This window comes from Paraburkholderia elongata, assembly GCF_013177735.1.
GTDB classification, from domain to species: domain Bacteria; phylum Pseudomonadota; class Gammaproteobacteria; order Burkholderiales; family Burkholderiaceae; genus Paraburkholderia; species Paraburkholderia elongata.
In genome coordinates this window covers 65765-79919 of record NZ_WOEZ01000094.1, presented here as the reverse complement: position 1 = coordinate 79919, position 14155 = coordinate 65765, and the positions used below count along the sequence as shown (strand labels likewise).

At 62.5% G+C, this 14155-nt stretch carries 10 protein-coding genes; 5 read left to right on the top strand and 5 right to left on the bottom strand.

From position 1 onward, the window contains the following. Positions 1 to 53 precede the first annotated feature (53 nt). The 5 genes from GNZ13_RS18735 (at position 54) to GNZ13_RS53845 (ending at position 9026) form a co-directional block, all read left to right on the top strand. Positions 54 to 1280: an acyl-CoA dehydrogenase family protein gene (locus tag GNZ13_RS18735; protein WP_172167018.1), complete on the top strand. Its 1227-nt coding sequence runs from the start codon at positions 54 to 56 to the stop codon at positions 1278 to 1280. A 150-nt stretch (positions 1281 to 1430) separates the two neighbouring features. Then, positions 1431 to 3176 (top strand): long-chain fatty acid--CoA ligase, encoded by a 1746-nt coding sequence (locus GNZ13_RS18730; RefSeq protein WP_172167016.1) that lies wholly within the window; start codon positions 1431 to 1433, stop codon positions 3174 to 3176. After that, positions 3173 to 4729 carry a class I adenylate-forming enzyme family protein gene (locus GNZ13_RS18725; protein ID WP_172167015.1) on the top strand — a complete coding sequence of 519 codons (1557 nt, stop codon included), beginning with the start codon at positions 3173 to 3175 and terminating at the stop codon, positions 4727 to 4729. The genes GNZ13_RS18730 and GNZ13_RS18725 overlap by 4 nt, the downstream gene beginning before the upstream one ends. Before the next feature lie 82 nt (positions 4730 to 4811). Further along, positions 4812 to 5717, top strand: coding sequence for an SDR family oxidoreductase (locus tag GNZ13_RS18720; RefSeq protein WP_172167013.1), 906 nt, complete (start codon positions 4812 to 4814; stop codon positions 5715 to 5717). A gap of 417 nt (positions 5718 to 6134) precedes the next feature. Further along, a complete protein-coding gene (locus GNZ13_RS53845) occupies positions 6135 to 9026 on the top strand; it encodes an autotransporter family protein (protein WP_216674916.1) in 2892 nt (963 codons plus the stop codon). Positions 9027 to 9046: 20 nt separating this feature from the next. Here GNZ13_RS53845 and GNZ13_RS18705 read toward each other — a convergent pair whose 3' ends face one another. The 5 genes from GNZ13_RS18705 to GNZ13_RS18685 form a co-directional block, all read right to left on the bottom strand. Beyond that, positions 9047 to 10231, bottom strand: coding sequence for an ABC transporter substrate-binding protein (locus GNZ13_RS18705; protein ID WP_172167011.1), 1185 nt, complete (start codon positions 10229 to 10231; stop codon positions 9047 to 9049). An 84-nt stretch (positions 10232 to 10315) separates the two neighbouring features. Beyond that, positions 10316 to 11023 carry an ABC transporter ATP-binding protein gene (locus GNZ13_RS18700; RefSeq protein WP_172167009.1) on the bottom strand — a complete coding sequence of 236 codons (708 nt, stop codon included), beginning with the start codon at positions 11021 to 11023 and terminating at the stop codon, positions 10316 to 10318. Then, entirely contained in the window at positions 11010 to 11774 is a 765-nt protein-coding gene (locus GNZ13_RS18695; protein WP_172167007.1) for an ABC transporter ATP-binding protein, read from the bottom strand. Before GNZ13_RS18695 ends, GNZ13_RS18700 begins: the two co-directional genes overlap by 14 nt. Beyond that, a complete protein-coding gene (locus GNZ13_RS18690; RefSeq protein ID WP_172167055.1) occupies positions 11767 to 12777 on the bottom strand; it encodes a branched-chain amino acid ABC transporter permease in 1011 nt (336 codons plus the stop codon). The genes GNZ13_RS18695 and GNZ13_RS18690 overlap by 8 nt, the downstream gene beginning before the upstream one ends. An 8-nt stretch (positions 12778 to 12785) precedes the next feature. Continuing rightward, the gene (locus GNZ13_RS18685; RefSeq protein ID WP_172167005.1) at positions 12786 to 13655 is read right to left on the bottom strand and encodes a branched-chain amino acid ABC transporter permease; all 870 of its coding nucleotides are present in this window, start codon (positions 13653 to 13655) and stop codon (positions 12786 to 12788) included. Between the last annotated feature and the right edge of the window lie 500 nt (positions 13656 to 14155).

Genomic DNA, 14155 nt, shown 5'->3' with positions numbered 1-14155 from the left:
GCTAACTCTGGTCGACAGCTAAAGCGCTAACTCCGACCGACAGGAGACGCCGCATGGATTTTCAGCACTCGGACAAGGTCAAGAGTTTGCAGCAACGCCTGAACGCTTTCATGGACGAGTACGTGTATCCGGCCGAGGCGGTTTTCGAAGCGCAGATGGACGCCGCGCGTGAATCCGGCAACCGGTGGCAGCCCGCGCCGGTGATCGAGGAATTGAAAGAGAAGGCGAAGGCCGCGGGTTTGTGGAACCTGTTCCTGCCCGAGTCGAAATACGGTGCGGGGCTCACCAACCTGGAATACGCGCCGCTGTGCGAAATCATGGGGCGCTCGCATATTGGTGCGGAGCCGTTCAACTGCTCGGCGCCGGACACCGGCAACATGGAAACGTTGGTGCGTTACGCCACGCCCGAGCAGCAACAGCAATGGCTGCTGCCGCTGCTCGACGGCACGATCCGCTCGGCCTTTGCGATGACGGAGCCGGAAGTGGCCTCGTCGGACGCGACCAATATCGAAGCGCGCATTGAACGCGACGGCGACGAATACATTCTGAACGGCCGAAAATGGTGGACCTCGGGGGCGAACGATCCGCGCTGCAAGGTGCTGATCTTCATGGGCAAGTCCAATCCGGATCACACGAACCGGCATCAGCAGCAGTCGATGATTCTGGTACCGATGGATACGCCGGGCGTGAAGGTGCTGCGTCATCTGCCGGTATTCGGTTATGACGACGCTCCGCACGGCCACGCCGAAATCTCCTTTGAAAACGTACGCGTGCCGGCCAGCAACATGCTGCTCGGCGAGGGGCGCGGCTTCGAGATCGCGCAAGGGCGGCTCGGACCGGGCCGCATCCATCACTGCATGCGCCTGATCGGGCGTGCTGAACGCGCACTTGAAGCTATGTGCCGCCGCTCGCTGGAACGTGTAGCGTTTGGCCGGCCGATTGCCGATCAGGGCGTCACGCGTGAACGGATCGCGAATGCACGCATCATGATCGACCAGACGCGTTTTCTGGTGCTGAACGCGGCGCACAAGATGGATACGGTCGGCAACAAGGACGCGCGTCAGGAGATCGCCATGATCAAGGTGGCCGCGCCCAGCATGGCGTGCCAGGTGATCGACTGGGCCATGCAGGTGCATGGTGGCGGCGCGGTCAGCAACGACTTCGGCCTCGCGCGAGCGTATGCGAGTTCGCGCACGTTGCGTTTTGCGGATGGACCCGACGAAGTGCACCGTAATGCCATCGCGAAGATGGAACTTGGGCGCCACCTTGGGCGTTCATGAAGCCCCTGGCACCTCTGACTCCCCGGACTCGCCGGGCTCGTTAGCCAGCACGAGCCAGGATTAACCAACCGCGTCCGTCACGCGGCGGATGTACGCGCAGCACGCACCATCAGTGTGAAACGCACAACGACAGCAAGGCAGGAGACGCCTATGAACGAACGCCATCACCCGAATTGGCCGCCGCAAGTGCCAAAGCATCTGACGCTGCCCGAAACCAACATTTTCTATAACGCCGAGGTGTCGGCGGCGCGCTTTCCGCATAAGCCGTTCATTGTCTTCTACGACACACCGGTCACGTTCGCCGAGTTCAAGGACGAAACCGAGCGCATGGCGGGATTTCTTCAGCAGGAATGCCACATCAAGGCGGGCGACCGCGTGCTGCTTTATATGCAGAACAGCCCGCAATGGATCATCGCTTACTACGGGATCCTGCGTGCGAACGCCGTCGTGGTGCCGGTCAATCCGATGAACATGAGCGGTGAACTGGCGCATTACGTAGAGGACAGCGGGGCGACCACGATCATCGCGCCGCAATGCCTGTTCGCGAACGTCGAACCGCTGATCGGAAACGCCCCCGGTCAGGGCATCGAACACGCAATCGTCGCGACGTATAGCGATTACGTGAAGCAGCCATCGCAGATTCCCGTGCCGGAATTCGTGGCGGCGCCGCGCAAGACCTTCAATATTCCTGGCGTCGTACCCTGGCGCGAGGTACTCGAACGGCGTATCGCGCCGGGTCCGCTCACCACCGGTCCAGACGATCTATGCGTGATGCCGTACACGTCCGGCACCACCGGCAAGCCGAAGGGCTGCATGCACACGCACCGCAGCGTGATGAGCACACTGCTTGGTGGCTGCGTCTGGTTCTCGGCGCCGTCGGACGGTGTGTATCTATCGATGTTGCCGTTCTTTCACGTGACCGGCATGCAAGGCGGCATGAACAGCGCGATCTTCTCCGGTGCAACGATTGTCGTGTTGCCGCGCTGGGATCGGGAAGCGGCGGCGCTATGCATGCAGAAATATCGCGTGACCGCGTGGCAGTCGATCACGGCGATGATGGTCGATTTTCTGTCGAACCCGAAGCTCGGCGAATACGATCTGTCGAGCCTGACAGGCGCACGCGGCGGCGGCGCGGCGATGCCGGACGCCATCGCCAGAAAGCTCAAGTCGTTGACAGGGCTCGATTACGTCGAAGGCTACGGCATGTCCGAGACGATTGCCGGCACGCACATCAATCCGCCGCATCGGCCCAAGCCGCAGTGTCTCGGCATCCCGGTGTTCGACGTGGACTCGCGCGTGATCGATCCGGTCACGCTGCAGGAACTCCCGCAAGGCGAAACCGGTGAGATCATCGTGAACGCGCCGCAGGTGATGCAAGGTTACTGGCGCAATCCCAAGGCGACTGAAGAAGCGTTTATCGAACTCGACGGCAAGCGTTTTCTGCGTACCGGCGACCTCGGTCATATCGACGAAGACGGCTATTTCTTTATGACCGACCGCCTCAAGCGCATGATCAACGCGTCGGGCTACAAGGTGTGGCCCGCTGAAGTCGAGGCGCTTATGTACCGGCATCCCGCGATTCACGAGGTGTGCGTGATCGGCGTGAAGGACGCGAAGCGCGGCGAAACCGTCAAGGCGCTGGTGGTGCCCGCTGCGGCGCATGCCGGCACGATCAGCGAGCAGGAGATCATCGACTGGTCTCATGAGCAGATGGCGGCTTATAAGGCGCCGCGCATTGTCGAGTTCGTGACGTCGCTGCCTAAGTCGGGCAGCGGCAAGATTCTGTGGCGCAAGTTGCAGGAAGATGATGCGGCGCGCACGGCCGCAGCCAATGAGGGCAATGGCAGCGGTGCCAGCAACAGCAGCAACGGCAGCACAGGAGGCGCCTCGTCATGACATGGCTCGAAGCGTTACTGGACGAACCGTTCGTCTGCATCACCGACATGCTCCGCCGCTTCGCGAAAGAACGCGTTGAGCACGCGGCGTTGATCTGCAACGGCGAGATCGTGACTTACGCCGCGCTGGACGCACGAGTCGATCGCTTTGCCGCCGCATTGCAGCGCGACGGCGTCAAGCCGTGCGACGCGATTGCGTTGTGCGCGGCCGCCTCGGTGGAATACGCCGTGGCGTTTCTCGGCGGCTTGCGGGCAGGGGCGGCAGTGGCGCCGCTCGCGCCGTCGTCGAGCGCGGCGAGTCTTGTCAGCATGATTGGCAACTCGGGCGCGCGGCTGCTGTTTCTCGACGCCGACGTCAAGCGTCTGCTCGAACCGGTGGCCGACGAGATCAACGCGATCTCCGTCGCGCTCGATGCGCACGCAGGCAGCACCGCGCTTGAGGCGTGGCTCGCGCCCAAGGGCGCAACGCCTGAAGTCGTGACGATCGATCCGGCGTGGCCGTTCAACATCATCTATTCGTCAGGCACCACGGGCACGCCGAAAGGCATCGTGCAGTCGCACGGCATGCGCTGGGCCTACGCGGTGCGCAGCATTCAGCGCGGCTATGGCCCTGAGGCCGCGACGCTGATCTCCACGCCGTTGTATTCGAACACGACGCTCGTGAGTTTCATGCCGACGCTGACATTCGGCGGCACAGTTGTGCTGATGCCGAAATTCGACGCCACGCGCTATCTCGAGCTGGCGCAACAGTACCGCGTCACGCACACGATGCTGGTGCCGGTTCAGTATCAGCGCCTGATGGCGCATCCGGACTTCGACAGTTACGACCTCTCCAGTTTCAAGGCCAAGTTCTGCACCAGCGCGCCGTTCGCGGCGAGCGTGAAGGCGGACGTGGTGCGCCGCTGGCCGGGCAAGCTCACTGAGTACTACGGCATGACCGAAGGCGGCGGCTCGTGCCAGTTGGAGGCCGACGAATTTCCCTCCAAGCTGCATACGGTCGGCAAACCGATGGAAGGCCACGATATTCGTCTGATCGACGAGCTCGGCAACGAGGTGGCGGCAGGAGAGGTTGGCGAAATCGTCGGCCATTCGCCCGCGATGATGACCGGCTACTACCGTCAGCCGGACAAGACTGCCGAGGCGGAGTGGTACGACCCGAGCGGCAAGCGCTTCATCCGCACGGGCGATATGGGGCGCTTCGATGCAGACGGTTTTTTGACGTTGCTCGATCGCAAGAAGGACATGATCATTTCGGGTGGCTTCAACGTTTATCCGAGCGACCTCGAGGCTGAACTGCGCTCGCATCCCGACGTAGCGGATGTGGCCGTGGTGGGCGCGCAGTCGGAGCAGTGGGGCGAGACACCGGTTGCGTTCGTGGTGCGCCGGGCAAATGCACCGATCGACGCCGACACGCTGCTTGCGTGGGTCAACGCGCGGCTGGGAAAAATGCAGCGGCTTTCCGCGCTGACTTTCATCGATACCTTGCCGCGCAGTCCGATTGGCAAGGTGCTGAAACGGGAATTGCGCGAGCAGTACTATCCCGCCGCGCGTTAACTCGGTGAACCTCGCGGTGTAGCAATGCGCCACGACACCTGACTGAATACACCAACTCGCAATGGGGCAAATGGGAGAAGGCATGGACAATTTTGAAGGCAAGGTCGCGGTGATCACCGGCGCCGGCTCCGGATTCGGCCGTGAGCTCGCGCGGCTCGGCACGAAGCTGGGCATGCGCCTCGTACTCGCCGACGTGCAGCAGGACGCACTCGACGAAACGTTCGCCGAGGTAAGCGCAGCCGGCGCGCAGGCTATCGCGCGCCGTGTCGACGTCGCGAAGGCCGAGGAAATCGACGCACTGGCGCGCGCCACGCTCGACGCCTACGGCAGCGTGCATCTGGTGTTCAACAACGCGGGCGTGGGCGGCAGCGGCGGGCTCGTGTGGGAGAACACTGAGCGCGACTGGCAATGGCTGCTCGGCGTCAACCTGTGGGGCGTGATCCACGGCGTGCGGGTTTTCACGCCGCTTATGCTCGACGCCGCCAAACGCGATCCGAACTATCGCGGGCACATCGTCAATACGGCGTCGATGGCGGGCATGCTCAATCCGCCCATGATGGGTCCGTACAACGTGTCGAAACATGCGGTGGTGTCGCTGACCGAGTCGCTGTATCAGGATCTTCCGCTGGTCACGCAGCAGGTGGCGTGCTCGGTGCTGTGTCCGTACTTCGTGCCGACGGGGATTGCAAAGGCGCATCGCAACCGGCCGTCCGAACTGGCCAACGATACGCCGCCGACCTTGTCGCAACGTGTATCGCGCGCGATGAGCGAGAAGGCGGTGAGTTCGGGGAAGGTGAGTGCGCAAGAGGTCGCGGGGATGGTGTTCGATGCGATCCGCGAAGAGCAGTTCTATATCTTCTCGCATCCGCATGCGCTAGGTGCCGTGAAAACGCGCGCTGAAGATATCGTTACGCCGCGTAATCCGACCGATCCGTTTGCCGAGCGGCCTGAAGTGCGTGTGCAGATTATCGAAGCGTTGAAGGGGTAATCCGATCTGGAATGCATGAAGCGCCGTGGAAAACCACGGCGCTTTTTTTACGCCTATATCACGTCGTCACTTCGCCGCAGCCGGTTGCCATGACGAGCAAGACGCCGCACAATGCATCTCCCGCGGGGGATCGTGAAGGTACTGAGACGACCGCGCTATCCAGTGGACGTGATTCTGCTGTGTGTGCGATGGTACGTGGCGTATTCGCTGATGACGGGAAGACGCCCTTTCATGACGAAACTTATCGCCTCTTCAATCTTATCGCGACAAAAAACCATAATGGGGTGTCCTACGCGTGCTTACGAGATTGTCAGCTCAGGTCGATCGGACTCCGTTCGTCTCCCCGGCGTTGCAGTGCCTGCGTGGTATCGCTTTTGCCTCCTGGCGCTGCCTGTTTGCGTGCCGGCGCATGCGGATGTGACGCTACCCAGTTCGAACGGTCAGACCGTCGCGCTCGACACCCGCTATCCCGGTGAGTCCGTCTTCCTGCTGCCACAGGGCGGGTCGATCGTCAACACTGGCGCCGCCGTAACCGGCGGCAACGCTCAGAACTGGCAGTTCACCAACCTCGGCACCTTGCAGGGCGGGTCGCCTACGACTGCCACAGCGGCACTCAAGCTCGGCGGCGCCAGCGCAAGGGCCGACCGGGTGGACAACTACGGCGTGATCGAGTCGCTAGCGATCCAGCAGAACGGACCTTCGGGCGTACAGTTCACCAACGGCGGAACCGTCTATAACTACGCCGGAGGCACCATTTCAGGTCCCGACGGCGTGCATACCGACCATGCGTCCATGGCGGTCTACAACGACGGACAGATCGTCGGCACAGTGAGTTCAGGCGTCTACACGGGGCGCGGCGCACTGGTCGACAACTCGTCGACGGGCACGATCAGCGGTAAGTATGGCGTTGTCTCGAACGGCGCGTATAACGTGACCGTGACGAATGCCGGACTCATTTCAGCCAGCAACTATGCATTGTGGTTCTTCGGCAGCGGACTCTATTCGGTCATCAATGAGGCGTCGGGTGTGATCCAGGGCGGTGGCAGCAAAGCGCCGACCATGGACTTCGAGGGCGCAGCGCAAAGCCAACTGCTCAACTACGGCACGATCCGCAACATAAGCGGTGCGGTCATGCAGTCGAAGGCCGACGACAACGTGATGATCAACGCCGGCACCCTTCAGGCGGGAGCGAGCCGCGGTCCCGCCATCGACCTGACCGGCGACGGCAACCGCGTGTACAACCTCGGCACGATAACAGGGGCGGCCACGGCCGTGCAGTTCGACGGCGACGACAACACGATGATTCTCGGCACGCATGCCGAGTTTCCCGAGATATCGCTCGTGGTGAATGGCCCCGGGTCGGTGCTCGGAGGCGACCTCGTCAGCAACGGTGCGGGCAACGCCGTCCTGTTGACGGATACCGGCAGCACGGGCGTCGCCATCAAAGGATTCGACTCGCTCACGATGCAGGGCGTCGACTGGACGCTGTCGGGGCCAGTCAACCTCACCGGAGCGGCAGCGGACGCGCTGTCGGTCCAGCAGGGCGTACTTCGATTGACAGGCATCCTCACGAACCCGGGCGGCACAGAGGTGGACCCGGGCGCCACGCTTCTCGTCGGCGACGCCGCGCACCGTGCCGCGACACTCTCGAGCGTCGGCGGCGTGACGGTCGACGGAACGCTGGGAGGATATGGGATCGTGAATGCAAACGTGCTCAATCGCGGTATGCTCACGGCAGCGGATGCGGCACCGCAGTTGCAGGGGCAAGGCCTCGGTGCGCTCACGCTCATCGGCCAGATCCAGAATGATGGCACCATCGATCTGCGCGGCGCCGTGCCGGGGAATCAGCTCCACGTCCTCGGTAACTACGGTGGGCAGGGCACGTTGCGCCTGAACACGCAGCTCGGGGCAGACGGGTCGCCGACGGACCGGCTCGTTATCGACGGCGCGAACGGCGGAGCCGCCGTCACCGGCAACACGGCCATCCGCATTACGAATGCCGGAGGCCTGGGCGCGCTCACGCAGACCGGCATCCGCGTGGTGGCGCTGACGAACGGCGCAACGTCGACCTCGACCGCCTTTGCGCTCGCAGGTCGTGTGGTTGCCGGTCTCTATGAGTATGAAATCAGCCAGGATGCCGCCAGCGGGCAGTGGTATTTAAGCTCCTCGGTGCAACCGACGCCAACACCAACACCAACGCCGACACCAACACCAACGCCGACACCAACACCAACGCCGACACCAACACCAACGCCGACACCAACGCCGACACCGACACCAACACCGACGCCAACACCGACGCCAACACCGACGCCAACACCGACCCCACCGACTCCGACGCCAGTGCCTCGCTACCGGCCGGAGATCGGCGTCTATCTGGCGAATGTCTATGCTTCGGCGACCTTGTTCAATCACGAGCTGCACGATCGTCTCGGCGATACGACCGGCGACTATCAGTCGACCCAGTCCCAGTCCGCCTTCGGTTCGAGCGCGTGGGCGAGAGTCGAGGGCGCGGGCGGGCACGCGAGCTTCGCGGACGGCCGGGGCGACATGCACAACACGCGATGGCTGCTGCACATGGGCACCGACGTCGGTGCATGGCCGCTGACGGGGAACGGCGACCGATTACATATGGGCGTGATGGCCGCGTATGGGCACGTCGATACCAGCGCGACGGCCGCCGACAATCCGAACCGCGCGTCCGGCAGCGTGGACAGTTACGCGGCGGGGATCTACGGCACCTGGTTTCAGGACGACGTCCAGCGCCTGAGGACGTACGTCGATAGCTGGTTGATGTATGGCTGGCAGAACAGCAGCGTGAGCGGCGAAGGACTGCCTACACAGTCCTATCATTCGCAGATCGCCGCCACGTCACTTGAAAGCGGCTATGCATTCGGACCCGTCGGCCGTTACGGCGTCGTGGTAACGCCGCTGGCGCAGGTCATCTGGAACGGCTACTTCGACCATACCGTGTTCGAATCCGCGACCGGAACGACAGTCGATTTCGTCAGCCCGAACGGGTTGACGATGCGGCTCGGCATGCGTGTCAATGGCACGATCGACACGTCAGCGACGACGAGACTGCAACCGTTCATCGAAGCCGTCTGGCGCTATGAATACGGGCAGTCGGAGCTGGCGATGAACGGGCGCACTGTGTCGGCGGACGGGGCGAAGAACCTCGCGGAGGTCAACGTTGGTCTGAACGGCCGGTTCGATGCGCGCTGGCGCACGTGGTTGAAGGTCGGGGCGCAACTGGGCGGGAACGGGAAAGGCGTGAACGGTGGGTTGGGGCTGCGGTATGAGTATTAGCATCCCCGTATATCACGTCATCACTTCGCCACTGCCAGCGAACTCAATCCCGCTGACTTCAACTGTCCACCCTGAACCACCGCCGCCAGCGGATTGCCGATCACGAAGCCACCGTGGTCGTCAACGCCGGTCACGCTTTGCGGATTGGCCTGCGGCGGCAGCGCCTTCACGGCCTTATCGAACTGATTGCGGATCGCGGTGGCGTCGCTGACGCTGCCGGCCAGCTTCATCGCGAGTGCCGTTGCGTAGACCGCGGTGTAGTTCAGCGATACCTCCTGGCTCGGATCACGGCCGCCGTGGCTCTTGCGGAAGCGCTCCACAAACGCTTTAGCGTTCGGCGTCTCATCGTTGGCCAACGGCAATACCCCGATCGCACCGTTCAGCGGTGCATAGCCGCCGGTGACCTTGGCCACTTCGTCGAGCTTGGCCTGGTCCATCACGATAAAGCCACCTTTGAAGCCCAACTCGCGTGCCTGCTGCGCAATCAGGCCGGTCGGCTCGGACGGCCCACCGATAAACATCACGTCGGGTTTGGCAGCCAGCACGCGGCTCACGCCGCTGTAGAAATCGGTGGCGCGGTTATACGACATCGAGTTGTCCGCGACGATCGTGCCGCCGGCCGCTTCCCACGCGGGTTTGAATGCGGCGACCCAGACCTTGCCGTAGTCGGTATCGGTGGCGGCGAGCGCAACCTTCTTGCCGTACGTCGCCATTTCGTACTTGATGAACGAGTTCAGATACGACGTGAACGCGGGCGGAATGCGCACCGTGAGCTTGTTGCCGCGCTCGCTGATCTGCGGCACGCTGGTGTATGAGAGCAGCAGCAATTTCTGTTGCTCGTTGCTGGTCTGCACCGCGAAGCCGCCGCCCGAATGCGGTACAAGCACCACGGCGGCCTGCTGTTCCTGCGCGAGACGCCGTGCGTTGATCGCGGTTTCGGCGGGGTTGTATTTGTCGTCGAGCGGCACGATCTCGAGCTTGATCTTCTTGCCGGCCACTTCGATGCCGGCCTGATTGACGTCGGCGGCCGCCATCTGCATACCGTCGAGCACCTCCTGGCCGTACTTCGCCGCGCCGCCGCTCAACGGACCGGAGTAGCCGATATGCACCACCTGCTGCGCCATCGCGGCGCCCGCGCCCAGCAGCGCAGTCGTGGTGACAGCCGCAACCACTCCAGCGCGTCCGCACAAGCGTTTGATCGTCATATGTGTCTCCTTTGGGATTGTTCGGATGGGCCGACGCTTATGGCCATGTTCGTGTTCATGCGTCAAACCGTGCGTCAATTGCGTTCAGCCGCCGACATAAGCGCGCCGGATCGCTTCGTTGTTCATCAGACTCGCGTGATTGCCTTCGAGCACGATGCGGCCGTTCTCGATCACGTAGGCGCGGTGCGCGATTTTCAGTGCGGCGAACGCGTTCTGTTCGGCGAGCAGCACCGTCGTGCCCGCGCGGTTGATCTGCTGGATCACATCGAACACCTGCTTGACCACCAGCGGCGCGAGACCGAGCGACGGTTCGTCGAGCAGCAGCACCTTGGGCCGGGCCATCATCGCGCGGCCGATCGCGACCATCTGCTGCTGCCCGCCGGATAGCGAGCCAGCCGGATGGTCCTTGCGTTCGGCGAGAAGCGGGAATAGTGCGAACACCTGGTCGAGATTGCGCTGATTGCCGGTCTTGTCGCCGCGATGCACATAGGCGCCGAGCGTGAGGTTCTTCAGCACCGACATGCCGGGGAACAGCTTGCGGCCCTCCGGGCACTGAATCACGCCGCTGCGTACGATCTGTGCGGGCGTCATGCCGAGCAGCTCGCGCGTTCCCAGGCGCAAGCTGCCGCTCGCGGCGCGCCGCAGGCCGCTCGTCGCGAGGAAGATGGAACTCTTGCCCGCACCGTTGGCGCCGAGCAGCACGACAAGTTCGCCGTCGTCCGCGTGGAGATCGATGCCGTCCAGCGCGCGGAAGCTGCCGTAATCGAGCGAGACGTTCTCAAATTTCAGCATGCTCGCTCCCGAGATAGGCGTCGATCACGGCCGGGTTCGCGCGAATCTCGGCAGGCGTGCCCTCAGCGATTTTCTCGCCATAGTTCAGCACCATGATGCGGTCGGCGAGCTTCATGATCATGTTCATCTTGTGCTCCACAAGGCACACCGTCACGCCGTGTTTCACCAGCTTGCGGATCAGTTCGGCGAGGCCTTCGGTCTCTTCGGGATTCACGCCGCCCGCCGGTTCGTCCAGCAACATCAGGCTCGGTTCAGTGGCAAGCGCGAGCGCCACGGCGGCGCGTTTGCGCTCTTCCTGCGAGATGTCGCCGGCCATCCGCTCCGCGATCGCCGACAAGCCGACAAAGTCCAAAGCCTCGCGCGCCTTTTCGCGGCAAATGCGTTCTTCCTGCTTGAGCCGCGTCGAATGTGTCAGCACGTCCCACAGCCCCGAGCGCGTGCGCAACCGGTGGCCGACGATCAGGTTGTCGAGCACGCTGGCCCGGTCGAACAGAGCGGTGGATTGAAAGGTGCGCGCGACACCGAGGCGCGCCATCTGATCGGCGCCCAGCTTTGTCACATCCTGGCCTTTGAAGCGGATGCGTCCAGAACTAGGCAGATGGGTGCCGCTGATCAGATTGAAGAAGGTGGTTTTACCCGCACCGTTCGGCCCGATGATCGCGTTGATCTTGCCGGCTTCGATATGCGTGCTCACGTTGTCCACCGCGACGAGGCCGCCGAAGTGTTTGCTGAGCGAGTCTATTTCAAGCATGACCGTCTCCGCGCGCGGGTTGCGACTGACGCGCGACAATGCCGTTTTTCGGCGTGGCAAGTTTCGCGTACCGGTTTCTTCTCGCCATGTACAAACCGACGATACCGTTCGGCAGAAAGATCACCAGCAGAATCAGGATCGGGCCGAACACGACGAAGCGGTACTCCTGCAAAAACTGCAGATACTGCGTGAGCCATGGGATGGCGAGCGCGCCGAGCAGCGGGCCGGCGAGGGTGCCGATGCCGCCTACCAGCATGTACATAGTCATGTCGAAGGTATGCTCGACGCCCGCGAGATCCGGTCCGAGAAAACGCACGGAGCCGGCATAGAGGCCACCCGCGAGCCCCGCATAGACAACTGACAGCACGAAGGCCAGCACCTTGTTGCGCATCAGGTTGATGCCGAGCGACTGCGCGAGGCCATCGCTATTGCGGATCGCCATGAAGGTCCGGCCGAGCAGCCAGTTGACGATGCGATGCATCAGCCACACACCGAGCACCAGAAACGCGAACACCAGGTAATAGAGTGGCCGCGGATTTTCAAAGGACACGATGCCGAAGCCGGAAGGCGCCGGGATGCCCACGATGTCCGAGACGCCGTGCGTGAGGCTGTCCCATTTCTCGATCACGAGAAACATGATGTAGCCCACGCACAGCGTGAAAATAGAAAAGTAATGGCCGCGCAGACGCAGCGATACGAGACCGACCAGCGCGCCCAGTATCGCGACGACCACGCCCGAGGCAATAAACGCGAGCCAGAACGGCACCTGATGGTCGACCGTGAGAATGCCCACCGTGTACGCGCCCACCGCCATGAAGCTGCCGTGTGCGAGATTGAACTGTCCCGTATAGCCGGTAATCAGATTCAGCCCTACAGTGGCCAGCGCGAAAATGTAGGCGGTGGACATCACGGTGAGCATGTAGTCGTTGGTGGCCAGAAACGGGAACACGAGACCGAGCGCGAACAGCAGCGTCCACCCAAGCTTGCCCTCGAATAATTTCAAGACTGATTTCACGATGCGCGCAGTTCCCTGGTGAACAGCCCTTGAGGACGAACCGACAGAACCACCACCAGCAGCACGAAGGCGATGATGTCCTTGTAGTCGGTCGAAATGTAGAAGGCGCCGAAGCTCTCCGCCATGCCGATGATCAGCCCGCCCACGATCGCGCCCGGCACGCTGCCCATGCCGCCGAGAATGATGATCACGAAGGCCTTCAGGATCACCAGTTGGCCCATCGCCGGATAGACGAGGTTGATCGGCGCGTACAGCGTGGCCGCCACGGCGGCGAGAAGGCCCGAGATGCCGAAGGTCAGCATCGTCACCTTGTTGGCGTCGATGCCCATCAGCGAGGCACCTTCGCGGTCCTGCGCCATCGCGATGATGCTTGAGCCGATCACGGTGTATTTGAGGAAGAGTTGCAGCAGCACCACCAACGCGAACGCGGCGCCGATGATCAGCAAGCGCTGCAGCGGCGCGGTCACGCCACCCAGATCGAGGACCCCGGCGTAGGGTGTGGCCATGCGATGAAAGTCCGCGCCCCAGATCGCTTGCGCACCGGCTTCGAGAAACAGCAGCAGGCCGATCGCGGCGATCATCGGATGTAATTCGGACGATTTGCGCAGCGGATGGAACACCAGCCGCTCGGCAAGGATCGCCAGTACCGCGACCGCGAGGCCGGAGCCGATCATGGCGAGCCAGTAGTTCCAGCCGAGCCGGCTCATCAGGTAGAACGAGACGAACGCGCCGACCATGTAGAACGCGCCGTGGGCGAAATTCGGCACCGCGAGAATGCCGTAGACCAGCGTGAGTCCGAGCGCGACGAGGCTGTAGATGCCGCCCAGCGTCAACCCGTTGAGAAGCTGCTGCAAAAACATTTCCACGCTTTTACACCCTCCAACGGGGCGCACGGCGCAATCGTCACACCAGGCTTCTGGGGACGCATCGCCGCACGCCTGACTACGGACGGGACAACAGCCGCCGCTCGAATCCGGCGACCGTTATCGACGGCTATCGACGATTGTTGACGGTTTGAAACACGCACGCACCGGCGCATCGGCGCAAACTACAAAAACTGATGAGCGGCTGCTGGAGAGAAATTTGGCACGGGCGTTCGCTTTGCGTCAATAGGGTTTTCCATTTGATTGTTCTGCATTGCAGATTATTAGGGAAGTCACTTAGAATGCGCGCACTCCAGGCAGGCACGTTTGACGCGCCCCGCGCTTATCGCACAAAAGCCGCGCCGTTACTTGCATTCGGCATAGATCGAGGGTGTGTCGATCGCGCTCGCAAGCAGCGTCGGTGAAAATGGAAAGTCGGCTTGACTTCACTTTGAACGCCCCAGTATTCTGCAATGCAGAAATTAGTCCACCGCTAACGCACT